Source organism: Desulfosporosinus nitroreducens, assembly GCF_023897015.1.
Classification (GTDB): Bacteria; Bacillota; Desulfitobacteriia; order Desulfitobacteriales; family Desulfitobacteriaceae; genus Desulfosporosinus; species Desulfosporosinus nitroreducens.
Genome location: NZ_JAMHFY010000002.1, coordinates 344,611 through 366,438 on the forward strand (window position 1 = coordinate 344,611; position 21,828 = coordinate 366,438).

Annotated in this window: 20 protein-coding genes; 1 reads left to right on the forward strand and 19 read right to left on the reverse strand. The window is 42.6% G+C overall.

All coding sequences use genetic code 11. From position 1 onward, the window contains the following. Nucleotides 1-140 precede the first annotated feature (140 nt). The 14 genes from rny to pstS all read right to left on the reverse strand — a co-directional run bounded on the left by rny (nt 141) and on the right by pstS (nt 15,540). A complete protein-coding gene (gene rny / locus M8E35_RS03860; RefSeq protein ID WP_309446438.1) occupies nt 141-1,688 on the reverse strand; it encodes a ribonuclease Y in 1,548 nt (515 codons plus the stop codon). A gap of 292 nt (nt 1,689-1,980) precedes the next feature. Next, complete coding sequence (locus M8E35_RS03865; protein ID WP_252467447.1) at nt 1,981-2,523, reverse strand: regulatory protein RecX; 543 nt, start codon at nt 2,521-2,523, stop codon at nt 1,981-1,983. Further along, complete coding sequence (gene recA, locus M8E35_RS03870) at nt 2,501-3,541, reverse strand: recombinase RecA (RefSeq protein ID WP_252467448.1); 1,041 nt, start codon at nt 3,539-3,541, stop codon at nt 2,501-2,503. Before recA ends, M8E35_RS03865 begins: the two co-directional genes overlap by 23 nt. 288 nt (nt 3,542-3,829) lie before the next feature. Beyond that, nucleotides 3,830-5,449 (reverse strand): DEAD/DEAH box helicase, encoded by a 1,620-nt coding sequence (locus tag M8E35_RS03875; protein ID WP_252467449.1) that lies wholly within the window; start codon nt 5,447-5,449, stop codon nt 3,830-3,832. A 17-nt stretch (nt 5,450-5,466) separates the two neighbouring features. Then, nucleotides 5,467-6,711: a competence/damage-inducible protein A gene (locus M8E35_RS03880; RefSeq protein ID WP_252467450.1), complete on the reverse strand. Its 1,245-nt coding sequence runs from the start codon at nt 6,709-6,711 to the stop codon at nt 5,467-5,469. A 231-nt stretch (nt 6,712-6,942) separates the two neighbouring features. Then, entirely contained in the window at nt 6,943-8,412 is a 1,470-nt protein-coding gene (locus M8E35_RS03885) for an AAA family ATPase (RefSeq protein WP_252467452.1), read from the reverse strand. A 30-nt stretch (nt 8,413-8,442) separates the two neighbouring features. Beyond that, on the reverse strand, nt 8,443-8,961 hold the full coding sequence (locus M8E35_RS03890) for a hypothetical protein (protein ID WP_252467454.1): 519 nt from the start codon (nt 8,959-8,961) through the stop codon (nt 8,443-8,445). Between the two features lie 205 nt (nt 8,962-9,166). Next, complete coding sequence (gene pgsA / locus M8E35_RS03895; RefSeq protein WP_252467456.1) at nt 9,167-9,724, reverse strand: CDP-diacylglycerol--glycerol-3-phosphate 3-phosphatidyltransferase; 558 nt, start codon at nt 9,722-9,724, stop codon at nt 9,167-9,169. Continuing rightward, entirely contained in the window at nt 9,721-11,052 is a 1,332-nt protein-coding gene (gene rimO, locus M8E35_RS03900; protein WP_252467457.1) for a 30S ribosomal protein S12 methylthiotransferase RimO, read from the reverse strand. The genes pgsA and rimO overlap by 4 nt, the downstream gene beginning before the upstream one ends. A gap of 117 nt (nt 11,053-11,169) precedes the next feature. Then, nucleotides 11,170-11,820: a phosphate signaling complex protein PhoU gene (phoU, locus tag M8E35_RS03905; protein ID WP_252467458.1), complete on the reverse strand. Its 651-nt coding sequence runs from the start codon at nt 11,818-11,820 to the stop codon at nt 11,170-11,172. 16 nt (nt 11,821-11,836) lie between these two features. Next, nucleotides 11,837-12,589, reverse strand: a complete 753-nt coding sequence (gene pstB, locus M8E35_RS03910) for a phosphate ABC transporter ATP-binding protein PstB (protein WP_073029380.1) — start codon at nt 12,587-12,589, stop codon at nt 11,837-11,839. A gap of 16 nt (nt 12,590-12,605) precedes the next feature. After that, nucleotides 12,606-13,442, reverse strand: a complete 837-nt coding sequence (gene pstA / locus M8E35_RS03915; RefSeq protein WP_252467459.1) for a phosphate ABC transporter permease PstA — start codon at nt 13,440-13,442, stop codon at nt 12,606-12,608. Then, the gene (gene pstC / locus M8E35_RS03920; protein ID WP_073029382.1) at nt 13,439-14,383 is read right to left on the reverse strand and encodes a phosphate ABC transporter permease subunit PstC; all 945 of its coding nucleotides are present in this window, start codon (nt 14,381-14,383) and stop codon (nt 13,439-13,441) included. Before pstC ends, pstA begins: the two co-directional genes overlap by 4 nt. 77 nt (nt 14,384-14,460) lie before the next feature. After that, on the reverse strand, nt 14,461-15,540 hold the full coding sequence (gene pstS / locus M8E35_RS03925) for a phosphate ABC transporter substrate-binding protein PstS (RefSeq protein WP_252467460.1): 1,080 nt from the start codon (nt 15,538-15,540) through the stop codon (nt 14,461-14,463). A 173-nt stretch (nt 15,541-15,713) separates the two neighbouring features. Here pstS and M8E35_RS03930 point away from each other — a divergent pair, with 173 nt between their 5' ends. Then, on the forward strand, nt 15,714-16,355 hold the full coding sequence (locus M8E35_RS03930; RefSeq protein WP_252467461.1) for a hypothetical protein: 642 nt from the start codon (nt 15,714-15,716) through the stop codon (nt 16,353-16,355). Between the two features lie 78 nt (nt 16,356-16,433). Here M8E35_RS03930 and M8E35_RS03935 read toward each other — a convergent pair whose 3' ends face one another. The 5 genes from M8E35_RS03935 to M8E35_RS03955 all read right to left on the reverse strand — a co-directional run bounded on the left by M8E35_RS03935 (nt 16,434) and on the right by M8E35_RS03955 (nt 21,803). Next, nucleotides 16,434-18,641 carry a YgiQ family radical SAM protein gene (locus tag M8E35_RS03935; RefSeq protein ID WP_252467462.1) on the reverse strand — a complete coding sequence of 736 codons (2,208 nt, stop codon included), beginning with the start codon at nt 18,639-18,641 and terminating at the stop codon, nt 16,434-16,436. 43 nt (nt 18,642-18,684) lie between these two features. Further along, nucleotides 18,685-19,476 (reverse strand): flagellar motor protein MotB, encoded by a 792-nt coding sequence (locus tag M8E35_RS03940; RefSeq protein WP_252467463.1) that lies wholly within the window; start codon nt 19,474-19,476, stop codon nt 18,685-18,687. Continuing rightward, nucleotides 19,463-20,251, reverse strand: coding sequence for a flagellar motor stator protein MotA (gene motA, locus M8E35_RS03945; RefSeq protein ID WP_252467464.1), 789 nt, complete (start codon nt 20,249-20,251; stop codon nt 19,463-19,465). The genes M8E35_RS03940 and motA overlap by 14 nt, the downstream gene beginning before the upstream one ends. Before the next feature lie 256 nt (nt 20,252-20,507). Then, a complete protein-coding gene (locus M8E35_RS03950; protein WP_073029387.1) occupies nt 20,508-20,999 on the reverse strand; it encodes a YajQ family cyclic di-GMP-binding protein in 492 nt (163 codons plus the stop codon). A 42-nt stretch (nt 21,000-21,041) separates the two neighbouring features. Beyond that, nucleotides 21,042-21,803: a helix-turn-helix domain-containing protein gene (locus tag M8E35_RS03955; protein WP_252467465.1), complete on the reverse strand. Its 762-nt coding sequence runs from the start codon at nt 21,801-21,803 to the stop codon at nt 21,042-21,044. Between the last annotated feature and the right edge of the window lie 25 nt (nt 21,804-21,828).

Below are 21,828 nucleotides of genomic sequence, written 5' to 3' on the forward strand. Positions count from 1 at the left end.
ATTCTTAACTATTCGGCATCGGCTTGCAATTTCCTGCTCAAACACTGCTCAATCGAGCTGGTCATTTATGGGATAATGCCCTACATACAAAAATCAGACGATCCACAGGATCGCCTGATTAAAGATTTTACTATTAAATATTATTTCGCGAAGTCAACTGCTCGAGTCTCACGGATGACGACAACCTTGATTTGTCCAGGATATTCAAGTTCTTCTTCAATCCGCTTGCTAATCTCACGAGCAACGCGTGGAGCTAGCACATCATCAATTTTGTCTGGTTTAACGATAATGCGAACTTCCCGTCCGGCTTGAATAGCAAAACACTTTTCAACCCCTTCAAAACTTTCAGCAATTTCCTCAAGTTTTTGTAAACGCTTAATATACGTTTCAAGGGTTTCTCTGCGTGCTCCTGGCCGAGCCGCAGAAACTGCATCGGCAGCAGCGACAAGTACCGCAACGACGGTTTTTGGTTCAACATCGTTATGATGCGCTTCAATGGCATGAGTAACATCACTGGATTCCTTGTATTTTCTGGCCAAGTCAACTCCAATTTGCACGTGAGTCCCTTCCATATCATGATCGACAGCTTTGCCGATATCATGCAACAGACCAGCTCGTTTAGCAAGTTGAATATCAACACCCAACTCCGCAGCCATTAATCCCGCTAAATGAGATACTTCTGTCGAGTGCTTCAAGACATTTTGTCCATAACTTGTTCGGAATTTTAGTCGGCCAAGCAAACGGATTAATTCTGGGTGCAACCCATGCACACCTGTTTCAAAGGTTGCCTGTTCCCCTTCTTCCCGAATCTTTTGATCAACTTCCTTCTGAGCCTTTTCTACCATCTCTTCAATTCGGGCTGGGTGAATACGTCCATCTGCAATGAGTTTTTCAAGAGCAATTCGAGCAACCTCTCTGCGAATTGGATCAAAACCCGATAAAATTACGGCCTCGGGAGTATCATCAATGATAAGATCAATCCCTGTAAGGGTTTCTAAAGTACGGATATTACGTCCCTCGCGACCAATGATCCGTCCTTTCATTTCGTCACTCGGCAATGCTACAACAGATACCGTCGTTTCGGCAACATGGTCTGCCGCGCATCGCTGTATTGCTAAGGCAATAATATTCTTTGCCCGTTTCTCAGCTTCTTCTTTTGCACGAGTTTCAATTTCTTTAATTAGAATCGCCGATTCATAGCGAACGTCTTCTTCGACACGTTTAAGCAACAGTTGTTTAGCTTCTTCTGAGGTCATGCCCGACAAACGTTCAAGTTCTGCTTGTTCCTTGCCTACAATTTGATTCAACTCTTCTTTTAGCTGTTCTACTTCGTTTTCTTTGCGGTGTAGGTTTTCCTCTTTACGTTCCAATGACTCAATTTTGCGGTCTAGACTCTCTTCTTTTTGGACTAAGCGTCGTTCAAGCCGTTGGAGTTCGTTACGTCGCTCTCGGGTTTCCTTTTCTACTTCATTGCGAATATGCATGACTTCTTCTTTGGCCGCAACGACAGATTCTCTTTTCTTGCTTTCAGCTGCAGAATGAGCATTCTCAACGATCCGTTTTGCTTCTTCTTCCGCGGATCCGATACTCTTTTCAGCAGTATTCTTACGAAAAACCCAGCCTGCCAAGACACCTAAACCTAATCCCACTAATACGGAGATTAACCCGGTAATAATTAGTTCCATCATACGTCTACACACCTCCTTTGTTTGAACTTTAACTTTATTATTTCTAAATAAAAAAAACTGGTTTCCAAAACCAGTCACTTTTAAGCATAACCTTTAAAACAGGTGTCTTCTCCTGTTTCCTACAACTCTCGCTCGCTAGTCAAAAAACCCCTTATTTTAGCTAACTACAACGAAATCTATAAGAAAACCTTTAAAGGTTAAATCTTAACAGAGACAGGTCTCTGTTAAGATTTTAATATCATTTGCAACCAATGTCAAGCTTGTCCTAAATGGATGAATTCTATACACTGGGCTATATCTCCACATCTTCACTCTGATTAATTTTAATCCGAGAAAGTACGTTTCTCACCATATCTGTGGGATACCCCCGTTGAATAAGCTTCCGGGCAATTTTTTGCTGAACCCATAATTCACGTGGAATCATTTTTTTTGCATTTTCTATCGCATTTTTATGTTCCCAACGCTTGCCCTCTTGTACCCACCAACGTTCAGCGAGAGTTAGGCATTGTTCAAACTCATCATTACTTGAATAGTTTTCTCCCAAGGCTTGTTCGATTAATTGAGGTACTAATCCTCGATTCTGCATATCTTGTTGAACCCTGCGCCGAGAATAACGCTTTAGGCGACTTTTAGAATACATAAAAGCCAACTCTTCGTCGTTAAGATAACCCCATTCCAGCATTTTTTCCAACACTGCTCTAATCTCTGAGCTTTCATAGCCTTTTTCCTTGAGACGAGTCTCTAATTCGCAATAGGTTAAAGCCTTCCGAGATAAACAATCCAGCGCAACATCCTTGGCGCTTCTGCGAGGTTTAGCGCTCGTCAAATGTACCATCGTCCTCTGTTGCATCAGTGGTTACTATAGGGACCAAGTTAGCACGAATCTGTTGCTCGAGTTCGTCAGCCATCTCCGGGTGTTGTTTAAGGTACTCTTTAACGTTCTCTCGCCCTTGCCCCAGACGCTCTCCTTGATAGGAATACCAAGCCCCTGATTTTGCAATAACTTCCATCTCTGTGCCTATATCCACGATACTCCCCTCACGAGAAATACCTTCTCCGTACATAATATCAAAATCTGCTATTTTAAAGGGCGGGGCAACTTTGTTTTTGACGACTTTGACCCGGGTTTTGTTTCCTATTACATCCTGCCCTGATTTTATGGCTTCTTGGCGGCGTATATCCATCCGAATCGAGGCATAAAACTTAAGCGCTCGTCCGCCTGTAGTTGTCTCCGGACTGCCAAACATAACTCCGATCTTTTCCCGAATTTGGTTAATAAAAATAACACAAGTATTACTCTTACTAATGGATCCTGTCAACTTACGCAAAGCCTGGGACATTAGGCGAGCATGCAATCCGACATGATTATCCCCCATTTCACCTTCAATCTCGGCGCGAGGAACTAAGGCAGCTACAGAGTCAACCACAACCACATCGACGGCAGCACTGCGCACAAGGGCCTCGCAGATTTCCAACCCTTGTTCACCTGTATCTGGCTGTGCAACAAGCAAGTCGTCGATATTAACCCCTAATGCTTTTGCATACACTGGATCGAGGGCATGCTCAGCATCTATGAACGCAGCAGCTCCGCCCAGTTTTTGGGCTTCAGCAATGATATGAAGCGCTACAGTAGTCTTTCCTGAAGACTCTGGTCCGTAAATTTCGATTACCCGCCCGCGAGGTACCCCTCCAACTCCTAAGGCCAGATCTATTGCCAAAGAACCTGTCGGGATAACATCAATCATCATACCCGCCGAAGATTCCCCAAGTTTCATGATCGAACCTTTACCGAACTGCTTTTCAATCTGAGCAAGTGCAATATCAAGTGCCTTTAACTTATTCGTTTCGGCCATTCTTTTATCCTCCTCATCTTGGTCATAACGCATTAGCATTTTCTCTTTTAGCGAAACATCTGTTCGGTTTCTATTATAGATGCCCCCTTCAACACTTGTCAATTTGTTTATGAAACTGCCGACATTAAAACTGCTAATCTAACATTTTATTGAGTTCGCAATTAAGATTAGTTGATAAATTGAAAAACGGACTTATATTGAGAAATGACGTGCGAAAATATTGTTTCCGCACGTCATTTCTACTATTGTCATTAGGATTAGCTTTCAAAAAGACCACTTTAAAACTGATTAAACATCAGAGTTTTCACGTGCCTTAGCTGGTTCAACACTCACCTTGCGCCCTTTTATCATTGTCTGATGCATGCAGCTCTGAACTCTGGAAGCATATTTATCAGGAATCTCTACAAAGGTGAACTTATCATAAATATTTATTATTCCAATACTGCTTCCAGAAATTCCGCTTTGATCTGCAATCCAACGAATAATATCCTGAGGACGAATTTGTTGAACTCTGCCAATATTAATAAAAAATCGCACCATGCCTGGTGTTGCTCCCGTTTTTCCAAAAAGCCGTTCATCAGGGTCTTTGCTATTGTCGATTTCGTCCACATTGGCTCCCTCGATAGCATACTTCAAGGCAGCAGCTGCCACATCCATGGAATCATATTCTTGGAGCAAGTCCCCTACAATCGCACGATAACTGCCCAAGCGATTACTTTGCATTAGTTTAATAAGTTGATTCTTAATATTTTCTGCTTGGCGCTCACTTATATCAGCCATTGAAGGAAGCTCTTGCCGACGAATTCTCGTTTTAATAAGATTCTCAATCAGGCGAAGTTGGCGGTATTCTTTTGGGGAAATTAGAGTTATAGCTTGCCCTTTACGGCCCACTCGTCCAGTTCGACCAATCCGATGCACATACGATACCGGATCTTGAGGAATATCAAAGTTAATAACATGGGTGACATTATTAATATCTAAGCCACGTGCAGCAACATCTGTAGCTACCAATAATTCAGATTTCCCATCTCTGAACCGTTTCATGACACGGTCCCGTTGCTGTTGGCTTAAATCCCCATGCAAAGCATCTGCAAAATATCCTCGAGCTTCAAGCGACACCACCAATTCATCCACCCCACGCTTCGTGCGGCAGAAAATAATCCCTTGTCCGATATCCTCCATATCAATGATACGGCCTAAAGCATCAACTTTAATGCTTTCTCTCGTTTCATAGAAAACCTGATCAATTAATGGAACGGTTAATTCATCTCGACTGACCGTGACAGAACGGGGGGAATTCATATAGGTCTGGGCCAATTTACGAATTCCTGGGGGCATCGTTGCCGAAAAGAGCAGAACTTGCCTTCCTTCAGCAGGGACCTCCCTTAGAAGACTCTCGATGTCCTCAATAAAGCCCATGTCCAGCATTTCGTCAGCTTCATCCAGAACCACCATTTTCACATGTTGCAGACGAAGTGTTCCCCGATTTAAATGGTCTAACAACCGCCCAGGAGTTCCGACAACCACCTGATATCCCATTCTCAAGGCTCTAATCTGACGGTCAATAGGTTGCCCGCCATAAATCGGCAACGGTTTGACGTGCCTATACTTTCCAAGTTTTGCGATTTCCTCCGCAACCTGTATTGCCAGTTCTCGAGTAGGAGTGACAATAAGCGCTTGCACTGCTTGAAATTTCGAATTCACCTTTTCCGTAATAGGAATTCCAAAAGCAGCCGTTTTACCCGTTCCTGTCTGGGCCTGCCCGATTAGGTCAACCCCATCAAGGGCAACCGGAATTGCTTCTTTTTGAATCGGAGAAGGCTCTTCAAACCCCATCTCTGACAGGGCTTGTAAAATGGGTTTACTTAACTGTATATCACCAAAGGTTTGTAAACGTTCAACCATCACCTAATTGTAATCTCCCTTCACTGTTTAACATAAAGGCGTACTCCATTAAGGGCAGCTTGAACGGTCAACTGACGGACAGACTCCCGTTCACCATAGAACTGAAATTTTTCAGCATGAACACCATTAGCCGTTGCAAAACCAATGTAAACAAGCCCTACTGGTTTTTCATTAGTGCCTCCATCTGGCCCCGCTATTCCCGTAGTAGAGACAGCCAAAGCTGATCCCGTCTTAGAACGAATTCCTTCTGCCATTTCCTTGGCAACCTCTTCACTCACTGCCCCAAATGCTTTAAGACTTTTCTCGTCAACCCCCAGAAGACTTTGTTTTAAGGCATTAGAATAACTCACTGCTCCGCCTAAATAGAATTTAGAACTACCCGGTTCCTGTGTGAATGCAGCACCAAGTAAACCCCCTGTACACGACTCAGCTGTAGAAATTGTCAAATCCTTACTAATCAAGGCCTTTCCTACAATACTGATCATGGTTTCCTGATCTCGACCAAATACTTTATTTCCTAAACGCCGGCGGATTTCCTCTTCAGCTTGATCCAACGCCATTTTAGCCTCACCCGATGTTATTTCTGTGCTTCTCGCCACTAAGCGTATGTGCATCTCTGCTCTTTTAGCCAACAATGCCATCGTAAGGTTCGGAAGATTCATTAGATCATCGAGTACTTTCTCTATGGAGGATTCTCCCATTCCAAAGACTTTTAGGACACGTTCATTCATCCGTTCGACATGGGGTCCAATCATTGAGACTAATTGAGGCCAAACATAATTATCGAACATGGGCTGCATTTCAAACGGAGGCCCGGGCAATATAATTACGGTCTTACCTTTTTTTTCAATGATGGCACCTGGGGCAGTTCCTATAGGGTTAGGTAATACTTTCGAGCCTTCGGGAAAAAAGGCTTGTTTCTCGTTACTTGAAGGCATAGGCGCTTTTCTGCGGCTAAAGAACTGTTTAATGTTTTCTAAACTTGGGGCATCTATCTCCATCTTCAGATCTAAGACTTTTGCAACAAGTTCCTTCGTCAAGTCATCTGCTGTTGGACCTAATCCTCCCGTTGTAACGATTAAATCAGTGCGCTCAATTGCCTGACGTAAAATCTGTTCTAATCGTTTGGGATTGTCCCCCACTGTCGTATGATAGTCAACTTCAATGCCTAATAACGACAGTTTTCCTGTCAAATAGTGAGCACTCGTATTGAGGGTTTCTCCAAGTAATAACTCAGTCCCAGTTGAGACAATTTCAGCTTTCATATAGTTTACCACTCTCCTATAATCAACGCAAATTCGCGGTCTGCAAATTCGTAGTTCGTGCTTCGAACGACAAATAGTGAAAATCGAGCTACGACCATGCACTTTGTTAATTATTTCTGATCTTGTCAAAAAATATCCTTCTTACTCGTACAAAATATTAAAATAATATAAATGCCCTCTTATGATAGATTATATCACTACCATAGGAGGGCATTCTTTAGGTTGCATTTTTTAGGCTACAGTTTTGAGATAGGTTCGCAGGGTTTCACCGCTTAACGTTTCTTCTTCTTCAAGAATCTTAGTAATCCCTAATAAGGATTGTTTGTTCTCCTCAATGATCTTCATTGTTCGTTCTTCAAGCTGTGCTAAAATGTCTTTCGTCACAGGCTCACGTTGGTCGGCGTTCAACCGAGAAACGTCCGTAACCCCCAAGGGAGACATTCCCGCGAGAAGCATCTTCTCTACGAGATTTAAGGCTTGTTCATAGTCACCGGCAGCACCCGTACTTCGTGTACCTAGAATTTGCTCTTCCGCAAGTGCTCCAGCTAAAGCTACCATGATCTGCTCTTCAAGCATCGCCTGTGTATAAAGATACAAATCATCCTTGGGGTAATGACGAACATATCCTAAAGCATTTCCTCTTGAACGGATAGAAATCTGAGAAACTGAGTTAGGCCGGACTGTTTCTGCCAGCATGGCGTGCCCGCTTTCATGAATGGCAATACGTCGCAGTTCCTCTGATGTTGGCTTCCGATCAAGTTTTTCTCCCATCATCACTTTCTCGACCGCTTCATGTAAATGATGTTCACTAATCTCGCTGGCCTCCTCGCGCAAGGCCAGAATAGCAGCTTCATTCGTAACACTCTCTAAATGGGCCCCTGAAAACCCGAACGTTTCGTGCGCAATTTCTTCTAAACGAACCTCTTGCGCTAAAGGCTTATTTTTAGTGTGGATTTTTAAGATGGCCAAACGACCTTCTTTATCGGGAAGATCAACTTTAACTTGCCGATCGAATCGCCCTGGGCGAAGTAACGCTGCATCCAAGGCCTCTGGGCGATTTGTGGCAGCCATGACCAGGATGTGAGGGCCTTGATCTACTTTTAGACCATCCATTTCAATAAGCAGTTGATTGAGTGTTTGATCATATTCATGATGGGAAACATTACTTCCACGCTTCGCCCCTAAGATATCCATCTCATCGATGAAAATAATCGCGCTCGTCTTTTTTTCCTTACGTACCATTTCACGTGCTCTGCGAAACAAGCCTCGAACACGTTCCGCCCCGACACCGGCATACATTTCTACGAATTCACTGCCTGATACCGAAAGAAATGCTGAATCTGTATGTCTAGCCGCAGCTTTGGCTAATAATGTTTTCCCCGTCCCAGTGGGGCCAGATAATAATATTCCCTTCAAAGGACGGATCCCTAAAGCTTTCATCCGATCAGAGTACAACAGAAAGTCTAAAGCCTCTTGGAGTTCTTTTTTAGCGACACTCTGACCTCCAATATCCTCAAAATCAATTCCTGTGGTGCTTATGGCTACTCCGTTACCATTTTTCAAGATTTGACGAGAAATAACCAATTTCCAAACAACATAAGCGGTTACTAGCAGCAAACCTACGGGGAACACGTTATAACCCATAACCACTAAAAAGGCAAAAACTCCTATAGCAAGGCCTAGCAAGATGTCATATTTCATACATACGTTCTCCCTCTCTAAATTTATCTCTTATTCCTTTTCAGACGATAGAAACTGGCCTTGCCCACTTCGTTCGATAACCTCTATCAACTGAGCTTGACCCTGATTAAGGATTACGTATATGGCATCACTGTCCATCTCTAATTCTAATTGTACGCCTTCCTTTTCAGCTTGAATTCTGACATTTTGCGCCATTTCGGTAAAATTCCCACGTGCGATTCCTTCTTGTAAGGCAAACTGAATCTGCCCAAATAGTTTCTCAAGGGAATCATTTCTGTGGTCAACGAATCGAATTGGAACATTATTTGCAACTTTTATAAGTGTTTTGCTTGCTTGACGAAGGTTGGTCAGCTGGTCGGTCACCACAACCATCTCTTTCAAACTGTTGTTATCCTCAACCTTAGCAGAAACGACGCCTGGAATCTGTTGACTTTGGCTCAAGATGGAAACATCAACCCACTTTTTTTGATAGACTACCTTGCCCCCTAATAATAACCCAAATATCAGAAATCCTGCGAGGCTGATTATCAGTATTCGGCGATTTGTCATTATATCTTCCTCCATTTGCTACACTTCATGCTATATCGACATTATAGCACGTAGTATATCACGCAGAAAAAATATCTTATATCCAAATAGGGAAAAATAAGGCAAATGATATTTAGCAAGACATTAAAACGAGTGCCAATCTATGAGAATGGCACTCGTTTTAAAATTAATTATTTTTATATCCAATACAAAAAGCACTATAAGTCTATTTGCGCAACAATTTACGAGACTTAAGCATATAATCCAGACCAGAAATAACTGTGAAAAACAGGGCTATATATAAGAGCGGTTGACCAATGTATATCCCAATCAGGGATAGAGGCCAATCATGCAATAATATTGCAGAAATCGCAATTACTTGAGTAGTCGTTTTGATTTTTCCAAGTTTACTGGCACTGATAACAACCCTATCCACAGCAGCAATGGCTCGCAGGCCTGTAACCGCAAACTCTCTGGCTAAGATGATCCAAGCAATCCAAGCCGTCACTTCTCCAAGTTGGACCAAAGAAATGAGGGCAGCAGAAACTAAAAGCTTATCTGCCAACGGATCCATGAATTTTCCCAAGTTCGTAACCTGATTCCGTTTGCGCGCAATATAGCCATCCAAGCCATCTGTAGCGGCCGCCAAGATAAAGATCACGGCCGCCACTAAGTCTTGATTGGGGAAAAGTGTATAACCTTTGGGAACCTTCAGCAGTAAAAAGGTCATAAACACCGGTATCAAAATAATTCGGGCCATAGTTAAACGATTGGGTAAATTCACGAGACAACCACTCCCATTAAATCGTAGTTATCCGCCTCAAGGATGCGAACCTTGACCAGATCTCCCTCCTGAAGAGAGATAAGAGTATCAGGAATATAGACTTGCCCATCAATTTCAGGAGCGTCACCTTCCGTTCGGCCCATCCACCGCCCGTCTGGTAATTTCATCTCAAGCAACACTGTAACAACCCGATTAACCCATCGCTGTTGCCTTTGCCGAGATATGTCTTGTTGGATTTGCATAATTTGGTCTCTGCGCTTTTCGCGAACTTCTGGTGGAACTTGATCTTCTCTTTGACCCGCTGGCGTATTCTCCTCCTGAGAATAGGCAAACACCCCAAGACGATCAAATTGGACACGTTGAATAAAATCAACTATCGATTGAAATTCCTGCTCCGTTTCTCCTGGAAAACCGGTAATCATAGTCGTTCGAATAGTTATGTCCGGCATAGCTGTCCGTAATTTTCCGATCAGTGTTTCAGCTTGTTCTATAGTTCCTCGTCGATTCATATCTTTCAAAATCTTATTATCCGCGTGTTGCAAAGGTAAATCAATATACTTGCAAACTTTTGGCTCCTGTCGCATAGTTTCAATCAATTCATCTGTAAAACGCTCGGGATAACAATACATTAATCTAATCCATTCAATTCCCTCGATCCGAGCGAGTTCGCGAATTAGTTGAGGCAGGCGAAGTTCCTCATAAAGATCCTGTCCATAACGCGTAGTGTCTTGGCCCATGATCAGGATTTCCTTAACTCCTTGGGCAGCCATCTCCTGTACCTCATGTATCACTGATTCCTGCGGGCGACTGCGGAAATGTCCCCGAACATAAGGAATGACACAATAGGTACAATAGTTATCGCAGCCCTCAGCGACCTTCACATACGCTAAATAATCCGGCGTAGACCGAATTCTTGCCATCAACTCATTATGAAGGAAATCAGGGGCTCCTTGTTTAATCAGGGACGTTCGTTTTTTCTCAGTCTCTTGAACCAACTTCGTTATTTCATCAATATTTCCTGTCCCAAGTACCCCATCTAATTCAGGGATGTCCTGCATTAACTCAGAACCGTAGCGTTGAGCTAAGCAACCTGTCGCAATCAAAGTCTGGCAAGCACCAGTTTTCTTGAGACTTGCCATTTCAAAAATCGCTTCAATTGATTCTTCCTTAGCAGATTGAATAAATGTACAGGTATTTACAATAATAACATCTGCTTCTTCAGGATTTTCGATAAATATATGATTTTGGGCCAGTAATCCTGACATTACTTCGCTGTCCACTTGATTTTTTGGACACCCCAAAGTGACAACTGCTACTTTCTTCGTCAACGTTACACCTCATATCATTGGTCTGCTTTTCTTAGTATAAACCAACACTTCCACAAGGTCAAAAAATATTGCATCTTAAAGTATGCATCCAGTCACTCATAGTTTCCTGCAATTAACTTATTTATTCAGATCCTGCCTGCCTGCTGTCGAAATATAAATTACATTTTCCCCAATATTAGTTGCATGATCTGCAAATCTCTCGAGATAACGTCCCACAAAGGCTAAGTACATGCCCTGATCCAAGACTTCCGGTTTTTCCGTCATAATGATTAACAGATCTCGCACCACTTTTTTATACAAATGATCAACTTGGTCGTCCAGAACTGCCAGATCATGCGCAAGGTCCATATCCTCGCTAGCGTAGGCTTCCAGACCCTGCCTCATCATTCCAAGGGCCTTTTCAGCCATGAGTGGGATATCAATAAGCTGTTTTAATAAAGGGCCCTCAATTCTCCGCACTATTTTAGCAATGTCAATCGCTAAATCCCCCATCCGTTCAAGATCCGTCGATATTTTCATTGCAGAAATAATCATTCGTAAGTCCTTTGCCACTGGTTGCTGAGTAGCTATTAAGCGTACACACTCGTCATCTACTTGACGTTCAAAATCATTGACTTTCTGATCTTCTGCTATCCAAAATTCGGCTTGTTTTCGGTCTAAGGATATTAGAGTTTGCATACACCCTTGTAGAATCCGCTCAACTTCGTTTCCCATATCTTTCAATAACTGTATCAAAAAGAGCTGCCCTTCATTAAGTGTCTGACGCATCAAATTCCCTCCTTTTTTAGCCAAAACGCCCAGTAATATAGTCCTCAGTTCGCTTATCATTCGGGTTTGTAAAAATTTCCGAAGTTGCACCATGCTCCACCAATTCTCCATTAAGAAAAAATGCTGTGGAGTCAGCAATTCGGGCAGCCTGTTGCATATTATGCGTTACTATAAGGATCGTGTAATCTTCTTTCAGTTGCCTGACTAATTCCTCAATGTGAGTAGTTGCTATAGGGTCTAATGCTGAGGCCGGCTCATCCATCAGCAGTACGGATGGTTCAACTGCCAGAGCCCTGGCGATACACAGACGTTGCTGCTGCCCGCCTGACAAGCTCATGCCCGAATAATTCAAGCGGTCTTTAACTTCATCCCATAAGGCGGCCATACGCAAACTTTTTTCTGCAATACCTTGTAAGTTCTGCTTGTTTCTCATCCCATTGAGCCGAACACCAGCTACTACATTTTCGTAAATGCTCATAGAAGGAAAAGGATTTGGTTTTTGAAACACCATCCCTACCATTTTTCGTAATGCCACAGGATCTTGATCATAAATACTTTTTCCATCTAAAATTATTTCCCCTTTAACTTTTGTCCCTGGCATCGTCTCATGCATACGGTTTATACAACGAACGAAAGTTGACTTCCCGCACCCCGACGGTCCAATAATTGCTGTCACATGATTTGATGCAACCTCCATATTTATGCCTTTAAGGGTTTTATTAGACCCATACCACGCTTCAAGTTGCCTGACACTTAAAGTCTGCCCCATCAGTACTGTACCCCCTCTAAATACTTTTCGATCGAAATGCATATCGTGCTACTAAATTCAAAGTAATTACCATTAAAATTAATACTAAAGATCCAGCCCAAGCAAGTTGGTGCCACTCCTTATAAGGAGACGTTGCATACTGAAAAATCTGAACCGGCAAAGAAGCTGTTGGTTCATTCAGGGAGCGTGACCAATATTGATTTCCTAAAGCGGTGAACAATAAGGGGGCAGTTTCCCCTGCAACACGTGCAACTGCCAGCATTGCCCCTGTAATTATTCCTTTTGCGGCGGTCGGTAAAACAATTTTCAAAATCGTTTTAGCTTTAGAAATCCCCAAAGCGAACCCCGCTTCTCTGATCGAATGGGAAACCAGCTTTAGCATTTCTTCTGTCGATCGAATGATTAATGGGATCATTATCACAGCTAGAGAAAGTCCTCCCGCAAGAGCAGAGAAATTTCCCATTTTCAAGACTACTGCGGTGTATATGACTATACCAACAATTATCGAAGGAATACCTGTCAAAACGTCGGTTGCAAAACGAACTGCCGTACTCAGCCAACTGTGACGGTCGTATTCTGTTAAATAGATTGCCGCCAGGATACCAATGGGAATACCAAGAGCACTGGCAATTAAAACCATGATCAAAGTACCTGCTATCGCATTGGCCATCCCGCCTCCAGGCAATCCCATTGCTTTCGGTAAATTAACAAAAAACTGTAAGTTTAAAGCGCTCAGGCCATTCTTTACGACATACCCTAAGACTCCAAACAATGGGATTAGGGCAATAATAGTTGCTCCAATAAAAACAGTCAACATCATTAAGTTTTTATATTTTCGAAAGTAATCGTTCATACTACGTTTCCTCCCTTAGGACCGCGTGCTACAGACCACACAAGGAGTCGAGCAAAAAAATTAAGCACAAGTGTAATCCCGAATAAAATAAGACCAATTTCGACAAGAGCACTTAAATACAGATCATACGTAGCTTCTGTAAACTCGTTGGCAATCACTGCGGCCATGGAGTAGGCAGGCGCAAATAAAGACGGAAGAATATCAGGACGATTGCCGATTACCATAGTAACAGCCATTGTTTCCCCAAGTGCACGCCCTAAGCCAAGCATGATCCCACCCATGATTCCCGACTTGGCGTAGGGCAGAACAGCCACCCTAATCATCTCCCACTTCGTTGCCCCTAAGGCTAGGGCAGCTTCACGTTGCATATTGGGCACAGCGGCCATTACTTCTCTTGAGATGGCCGCAATCGTAGGAAGAATCATCACTGCTAATATCAGTCCTCCGGCGAGCATACCAAAACCAACGGGAGTACCCTGGAAAAGGGGAATAAAGCCCAGCCACTTAGCTAGTCCGGGTTCGACAGTTTCTCTAAGCCAAGGAGCTAGGACAAAAATTCCCCACAATCCGTAGACAACACTTGGAATCGCGGCTAGCATCTCCACTAAAAATCCAACCACAGCACGAAATTTAGACTCAGCCATTTCATTAAGAAAGATCGCCACACCGAGTCCGATAGGGGCTGCCAAGAGCAAGGCCAATAACGAGGTCACTAATGTTCCATAGATAAATGGCAGCGCTCCAAATTGTTCCTTTACTGGATCCCAAACACGATTGGTAATAAAGCTAAGGCCAAACTTTTGAATGCTCGGACGTGCTGCGTCAAACATCTGCCACCCCATCCAAGCCATGAGAACCAAAACACTGACCGCCATCAGAAGTGTCAATAGTCTCAAAGTTTGATCCCCCATGGAAGTTGTAAGTATGCGTTTCTTACTCATATTTTCTGTTCTTCCGCCTTCCTAAATTAGAGCCCCTGCAACTTGGATCATAATTAATTAATCCTCTGCCTATCTATTTACTTTATCAATGGTTCTCCTTGAAACGTAATAGATTTGAGCATCTCTTCTTCACGGCTTACTAAACTGGCTGGCAGCTTTGCGTAATGTAACCCTTCAGAAAGAGCCTGTCCGTCATGAATAGACCAATTAATAAAATTAACCAGTGCCGTTCCTTTAGCTTTATCAGTTTGATCCTTATAAATCAAAGCCCAACTAAAACCAGCAATTGGATAAGCGTCAGCCCCCGGAGCATTGACAATTGACACTCTCATGTCATCAGGAATTGTGGCTGCCGCAGCTGCTGCAGACGTTGTTTGAAGAGAAGGGGGTACCCACTTACCCTCTTTGTTTTTCATCATCGCATAAGGCAGGTTATTTTGAACGGCATACGCTAGTTCTAGATATCCGATAGAACCAGACGTTTGTTGAATCACACCCGCAACGCCGGCATTTCCTTTACCACCTAGCCCTGCAGGCCAATTCAGGGATGTTCCTTTACCCACCTTGCTTAACCACTCCGGACTTATGCTGCTGAGGTAATCTGAAAATATGTAGGTTGTGCCACTCCCATCTGAACGATGAGCAACAGTAATTTTAGAGTCTGGCAAAGATACGCCCGGATTATCATTGGCAATCTGTTGATCATTCCAATTGGTTATCTTCCCTAGAAAGATGTCTGCCAGTACAGTGGGACCTATTTTTAGCTCCTTTGGAGCGTTCGGAACATTATAGGTGACCGCTACGGCACCTAAAGTTAAAGGAATATGCAGCAGTTGCCCGCCTTTTGTGGCTTTAAGCTGTTCATCTGTCATCGGGCCGTCTGTCGCCCCAAAATCAATCGTTTGCTCTGAAACTTGTTTAATGCCTGCACCGCTGCCAGAGCTCTGATAGTTAATCGCGATGTTAGAATTCCCCTTGCGGTACTCCTCGATTTGTTGATTTAATAGAGGATAGACAAAAGAGCTTCCTGACCCGGTTAGATTAGCTGTCTCTGCTTGTCCTTGACCTGTTGGGTTCTTCTCTCCGCACCCAACAAATGAAAGCATTAATACCGCCGTAAGTACGGAAGCTAATAATCTTCCTTTTTTTCTAAACATAAAAATTCTCCCATTCTGTATTTTATTTCTCGTTTGATGTATTATTAACGAGCCCCAAATAATCTACCTGTGTAAAGTTTGCGTTAAATGGCAAGATTTAATGTATATACTTAAAGGAATTATCCTACTCTTGGCGAATTAAGGCCCAACAAACTTTTGCGAGGTGTCATATTGTGTTTGATGAAGATGAAATAATAGAACCAATCGATATGTGCGGTTGTGGTGATATGGGATATCTGACAGCTAAGACGATTCCAATTGATTTGGCCCACGGTCCAGGGCGTGTAGCTAATGTCCCTGTCTACCACTGTCGCGCTGCTTCTTGCCAAGAATACACTCTGCCCTCACTCGTTTCTCGCCGCCTCGAAGTAATTGCGGAACAGATGGAAGAGGAACGAATAAAGGAAACTACTTATACCTGGGAAAACAAACAAGAATCGACACACGATAAGCTTCCAGAACCAGCCCTCGCCCCCCTGCTTCATACTAACGACCAAATTCCCTTACAGGCCTTTACATTTCAATTCGTCAATCGACAATATGAAGATGCACGAGTTGTGCAGATCGTACCCGGACAAGCTGTGTTTTTTCAGAGTAAGCTTGAAGAAACTGAGTATTACTTAATTCGTTACGAAGAAGATACTCGCACAGAGGGGATATGGTTTTCCTTTCAGAAATTTTATTATGAGGAACCAGACTTTACCTACGAAGATTTCCTGGAATGGTCAGACGATGGTCACCTCAAAGAACTGGGGAAAATCACTCTTGAAGAGGTTGAAGAGACACTGATCGATGAGTTTGGAGACTGGGCATAAAGAAAGTTATATTTTCTGACTAGAATTAATATGACCCTAAGCCATTAGTTCGGCTTAGGGTCATATTATATTAATTATTTATCTCTTCTTGGTTCCATGATGCTGCCTTCTCTTCCCGTTAGGAACAGGATTATCAGTGCCTCTTGTTTTGCTTGGAATGCCTTTATAAGGGACTTCAGCCTTTACGACATCTTTGAAGCGTCTTTCTTTGGCTTCATTACCTATTTTCGACGCTTCCCCACTTCGCGCATCCTTCAAGCGTTTTGGCCTGCCACCAGCACCCTTATAAGGGATTTCCGCACTCTGGGCCTCCTTAGAGCGCACTGGTTTGCCTGTTGGCCCTTTATTTGCTTTTCCTGATGCACCTTTAATGGGCGCATCTTTACTCTGTACTTCTTTTCCAGCAACGTCCTTTTTCTTCATACCCGATCGTCTCGTTGGCTTTTTCGCCTTCCAAGTGCCTGCTTCTTGTTGATCGTCTCGTATATATCTTCTGGGTCGTATTAAACATTTAGGTCCATACCCTATCAGATCTTCGCGATGAGCTAAACGTAGAGCCTCTTCGACTAACCCATGATTTTTCGGATTTCGATACTGAATTAAAGCCCTCTGCATCGCTTTCTCATGCATGCTTTTTGGAATATAAACCGGTTGCATAGTCTTAGGATCTAAGCCGGTATAGTACATGCAAGTAGAGAGGGTTCCCGGGGTTGGGATAAAATCCTGGACTTGCTCTGGATTAACACCCATGTCTCGCACATATTCAGCTAACTCGACAGCTTCTTTAAGCGTGCTTCCCGGATGCGAAGACATTAAATAAGGTACGAGGTATTGTTTTTTCCCTAATTTATCATTAGTCTTTTTAAACTCCTGCACAAACTCTTCATAAACGCCTTTACCCGGCTTGCCCATTAAACTTAGAACAGCGTCACTGACATGTTCTGGAGCAACTTTTAATTGTCCACTGACATGATGCTCACAAAGCTCACTGATAAACTTAGATTTACGATCTGCTAATACTGCGTCATAGCGGATACCGGAACGAACAAATACTTTTTTTACCCTTGGCAAGTTGCGCAGGCGACGTAAAAGATCTATGTATTCCTCATGATCATTCTCTAGTTGAGCACACGGCTCTGGAAACAGGCATTGTTTGTGGGAACAAGCTCCCTTGGATAATTGTTTTTGGCACGCCGGTCGTCTAAAATTGGCCGTCGGGCCCCCTACATCGTGAATATACCCCTTAAAGCGAGAATTCCAAGTCATTTTTTCGGCTTCCCGTATTATCGATTCTGCACTTCGGCTTTGAATAATTCGCCCTTGATGAAATGTCAAAGCACAAAAAGAGCATGCTCCAAAACACCCTCTGACACTGGTGAGACTAAATTCTACTTCTTCAATAGCCGGAACTCCTCCTGACTCTTCATAAGACGGGTGATATGTCCCCATAAACGGCAGGGCATAAATCGCATCCATCTCTGCTTGACTCAAAGGAAGTGAAGGCCTATTTTGCAATACATTTTTTCGCCCGTGGGATTGGATCATGGATTTCCCTGAAAAAGGATCCTGTTGATTATACTGAACCCAAAAAGCTTCAGCATATTTTTTCTTATTCTTTGCAACTTCATCGAAGCTTGGCAGAACTAGAGTATCATGAGGCACACCATCTCCGGTTAACGTTACCATAGTACCCCTGACATCCGTTATCAGATCAATCTGTTCCCCGTTATTTAGACGTTCGGCAACTTCCACAATCGACTTTTCTCCCATGCCAAAGACCAGTAAATCCGCTTGACTATCCAGCAGAATGGACCTCCGAACCTCATTACTCCAGTAGTCATAATGAGCAAAGCGACGCAGAGAGGCTTCTATCCCTCCAATAATTACGGGAACCCCAGGCATGGCTTCTCTGACCCGATTAGAATAAACGATGGTTGCCCTATCGGGTCTCAGACCAGACTCTCCTCCAGGAGAATAAGCGTCTTTGTGCCGTTTCTTCTTAGCCGCAGTATAGTGATTAACCATAGAATCCAGATTCCCGCCAGATATTAAACACGCTAAACGGGGTTTTCCCATTACCTGAAAATCTTTTAGATCTTTCCAATCAGGTTGAGCTACGATCCCTACTCGGAAACCGTTTTTTTCTAAAACACGAGCGATAATGGCAATACCAAAACTAGGATGATCCACATACGCATCTCCTGTTACCAAGAGAAAATCTAGTTTATCCCAGCCAAGAGCCTCCATATCCGCTTGATTCATTGGTAAAAAATTACGTGTACGCATAGTTTCACCTTTCTGTTTAAACGACACAAGTTAAATCCATGGATTATGGAATTATTGTTTTTGTTTTAGCTTCTATCGTATTTCGAATAATATTCACTTCAACGCGACGATTTTTGGCCCGCCCCTCAAGTGTACCATTGGTGTCAATCGGTTGATACTCACCATATCCAATCGATCGAAATCGAGCTTGGTTGATATTATTCGATCTTAACAGATACTTCATAAAGTTTAAAGACCGTTTTGAGCTTAAATCCCAGTTAGAGTCAAATTCATTATTCTTTATAGGGATATTATCAGTATGCCCCGCAACTTCTACTTTGTAATCAGGATACATACTTAACATTTCTGAAATAATTGAAGCAAGTTTTTGAGCCTCTGGTTTTACAACTGCCTTTCCTGAGTCAAATAAAGCATAATCCTGAATCGTAATTTTCAACATATCGCTAGTGACATTCGTCTGAAGTTGCAGGGTCAGACCATTTTCTGTAATAAAAGTGTCAAGCCTTTTCTTAATTGCCTCCATGTCCTGTTTTTCTTTATTTATCAGGTCATTAAGCGCTTGGTTCTGGTCTTGTCCGTTTTCATTAACATTTTTTACATCATTGACAGAAATATCATCTATTGATAAAGTATCTGATTCTTCAAAAACACTTACGCCTCCGTTAAAGGCATTGTTCAAGCCCTGCATAACCTTAGCATATTTTTTTTCATCTACCTGACTCGAGGCAAATAGAATAATAAATAATGCCAATAATAACGTTAACAAGTCCGCATAAGGAATTAACCATGTCTCGTCAATATGTTCTTCATGATGCTCTTTCTTATGCTTTTTCAACCTTATCCCCCTCCATAACTTTACGCTCAGTTGGGGTAAGGAAGACTGCCAGCCTTTGGTTAATGGATAAAACAGGTTCACCAGCTTGAATGGCTAAAAGACCTTCCGCCATCATCATCTTAATTTGGGTCTCTTTTTTAGATTTTTGCTTCAATTTATTGGCCATCGGGTGCCATAAAACATATCCAGAAAAGATCCCCAGTAACGTCGCAACGAAAGCTGCGGAAATCAAATGTCCTAATGCTTCTATCTCATTTAGATTGCCTAAGGCGGCAATTAAACCGACAACTGCCCCCAAAACTCCTAAAGTCGGCGCATAAGTTCCTGCTTGAGTAAAGATAAGCGCACCTTGTCTGTGTCGCTCCTCCATCGCAGAAATATTCTCCATTAGAACATCACGAATAAATTCCGGATCATTACCGTCAATGACCATGCGCATCCCATTTCTTAGAAACTCATCTTCAATTTCCTCAGCCATGCTTTCAAGGGAAAGCAAGCCCTCTCGTCGGCTGACAGTTGCCCATTCACCAATTTGATTGATTAATTCGCTTCTAGATACTAATACTTGGGACGTGAACATTATCTTAAAGAGCTTCGGTACTGCCTTTAAGTCATCCAATGGGAAACCGATGAATAATGCTGCGGCGGTCCCCACAAATATGATTAAAATTGCAGCGGGGTTTAGCAAAGATAAAAGGCTAGCGCCTTTCAAGACCATTCCAACACCGACAGCAATGACCGCTAGTATCAAACCGATGTACGTAGATTTTTCCATTCTAAACTATCCTTTCCGGTATCGAATAGTTATTAATATTCAAGATCAATTCGACAAATTCCTTCAAATTTCTTTCAGTAAACAGAAAATATATGCTGAAATCTTATGTATACACAAATATAATACCTTGTTGGACCGTCCAGGGAAATATAGCGATAATTATACCTCCCTGACAAGTATAAAAATGCTTGGTTATTTCCAAGCATTTTTATACTTACCCATTATTTCTGTGTAGGTTGCAAGAACTGTAGACTTCTTATCTGAAGTTAATAAACTGTAATTCTATTCCAAAATCTTCTTTACGTAAAAGGGCAATAGCTGCCTGAAGGTCATCTTTATTTTTACCGGATATTCGAATCTCTTCGCCCTGAATAGAACTTACTACTTTTATCTTACTATCTTTTAAAGCTTTATTAATTAACTTAGATTTCTCTTGGGCAATCCCTTGCACCAACTTAACTTCTTGCTTAACCGTGTCGCCAGCAGCAGATTGAGACTTTCCATATTCCAAAGCCCTCAGGGAAACCCCGCGCTTGACGAGTTTACTCTCAAGAATATCAACCACATTGGATAACTTGAAATCATCATCAGATACTAAAATAATCTTTTCACCCTCAAGATTAATTGAAGATTTACTGTTTTTAAAATCGAATCGTTGTGAAAGCTCTTTCTGTGCCTGTTGGATTGCGTTGGTGACCTCGGGCATATCTACCTTGGAAACAATATCGAATGAAGAATCTTTAGCCAAAACAAACTCTCCTTTAAACTTTTCATAGTTAATGGGAATTACTTAAAGTTGATTCAAAGTTTCTTTAGTCAAAACAACGTTGCGAAGAACTTCGCCTGGTTTCCCCAAACTTGGAATGGCTTTACCATTCAATGTAACAGTAAGTCCTCCTGCATTCCCGATCGAGACCAGCTCAATTTTATCGATTCCTTTAACCTCTTTACTTGTACCAGCTGCAAACGTTCCCTGAAAAGGTGCCTGACCGTCAACTTTAACCTCGATCCAACAGGCTTGCGTAAAGACCAACTGTGCTGTTAAGCCATCCTGAGTAGAGGCTACAACATCAGGAGGGGAACTTTGGGAAGGCGGTACAGTCGAAGAAGGAGCCGCAGTTTCTGGATCAGGTGCACTTATTAAGGGTGGTGAGGTGTATGGGGTGCTTGGATTAGTTCCCTCTGTTTGGTATAAAGCTTTAATACCAAAAACCAAAACAATAGCTACCAGCGCCATACTCCCTATGATCACCGGTCTTACCCACAAAGGGCGAGATTTAATTATTCTGTCTGGTACTTGAATGACTGGTGCCGCCTCAGGCTTTATTGAAGAGCTATAGAGTTCAACAATTTCATCAGGATTTAATCCTAGTTGTTTAGCGTAGGTTCTCAAATACCCCTTCGCATAAGTAGCTCCAGGGAGTATTCCATATTCCTCCTCTTCAAGTGCCTGAATATAGCGAACACGAATTTTTGTGATTTCCTCTGTGTGCAATAAGCTCCATTCCTTATCTTCCCGAGCAAGCCGGAGCATTTGTCCTTCTCCCGCCATTGCTAAAACCTCCTTTCTATCCTAA

Excerpts from the sequence above, each read along its gene's own strand:
- motA (WP_252467464.1), bottom strand. The coding sequence starts at position 20,251 with ATGGAAAAATCTACGTACATCGGTTTGATACTAGCGGTCATTGCTGTC.
- pstA (WP_252467459.1), bottom strand. The coding sequence starts at position 13,442 with ATGAACGATTACTTTCGAAAATATAAAAACTTAATGATGTTGACTGTT.
- pstS (WP_252467460.1), bottom strand. The coding sequence starts at position 15,540 with ATGTTTAGAAAAAAAGGAAGATTATTAGCTTCCGTACTTACGGCGGTA.
- M8E35_RS03885 (WP_252467452.1), bottom strand. The coding sequence starts at position 8,412 with ATGAAATATGACATCTTGCTAGGCCTTGCTATAGGAGTTTTTGCCTTT.
- rny (WP_309446438.1), bottom strand. The coding sequence starts at position 1,688 with ATGATGGAACTAATTATTACCGGGTTAATCTCCGTATTAGTGGGATTA.
- M8E35_RS03865 (WP_252467447.1), bottom strand. The coding sequence starts at position 2,523 with ATGGTACATTTGACGAGCGCTAAACCTCGCAGAAGCGCCAAGGATGTT.
- pstC (WP_073029382.1), bottom strand. The coding sequence starts at position 14,383 with ATGAGTAAGAAACGCATACTTACAACTTCCATGGGGGATCAAACTTTG.
- recA (WP_252467448.1), bottom strand. The coding sequence starts at position 3,541 with ATGGCCGAAACGAATAAGTTAAAGGCACTTGATATTGCACTTGCTCAG.
- M8E35_RS03880 (WP_252467450.1), bottom strand. The coding sequence starts at position 6,711 with ATGAAAGCTGAAATTGTCTCAACTGGGACTGAGTTATTACTTGGAGAA.
- phoU (WP_252467458.1), bottom strand. The coding sequence starts at position 11,820 with ATGCGTCAGACACTTAATGAAGGGCAGCTCTTTTTGATACAGTTATTG.
- M8E35_RS03935 (WP_252467462.1), bottom strand. The coding sequence starts at position 18,641 with ATGCGTACACGTAATTTTTTACCAATGAATCAAGCGGATATGGAGGCT.
- M8E35_RS03890 (WP_252467454.1), bottom strand. The coding sequence starts at position 8,961 with ATGACAAATCGCCGAATACTGATAATCAGCCTCGCAGGATTTCTGATA.
- M8E35_RS03955 (WP_252467465.1), bottom strand. The coding sequence starts at position 21,803 with ATGGCGGGAGAAGGACAAATGCTCCGGCTTGCTCGGGAAGATAAGGAA.
- pstB (WP_073029380.1), bottom strand. The coding sequence starts at position 12,589 with ATGGGGCAGACTTTAAGTGTCAGGCAACTTGAAGCGTGGTATGGGTCT.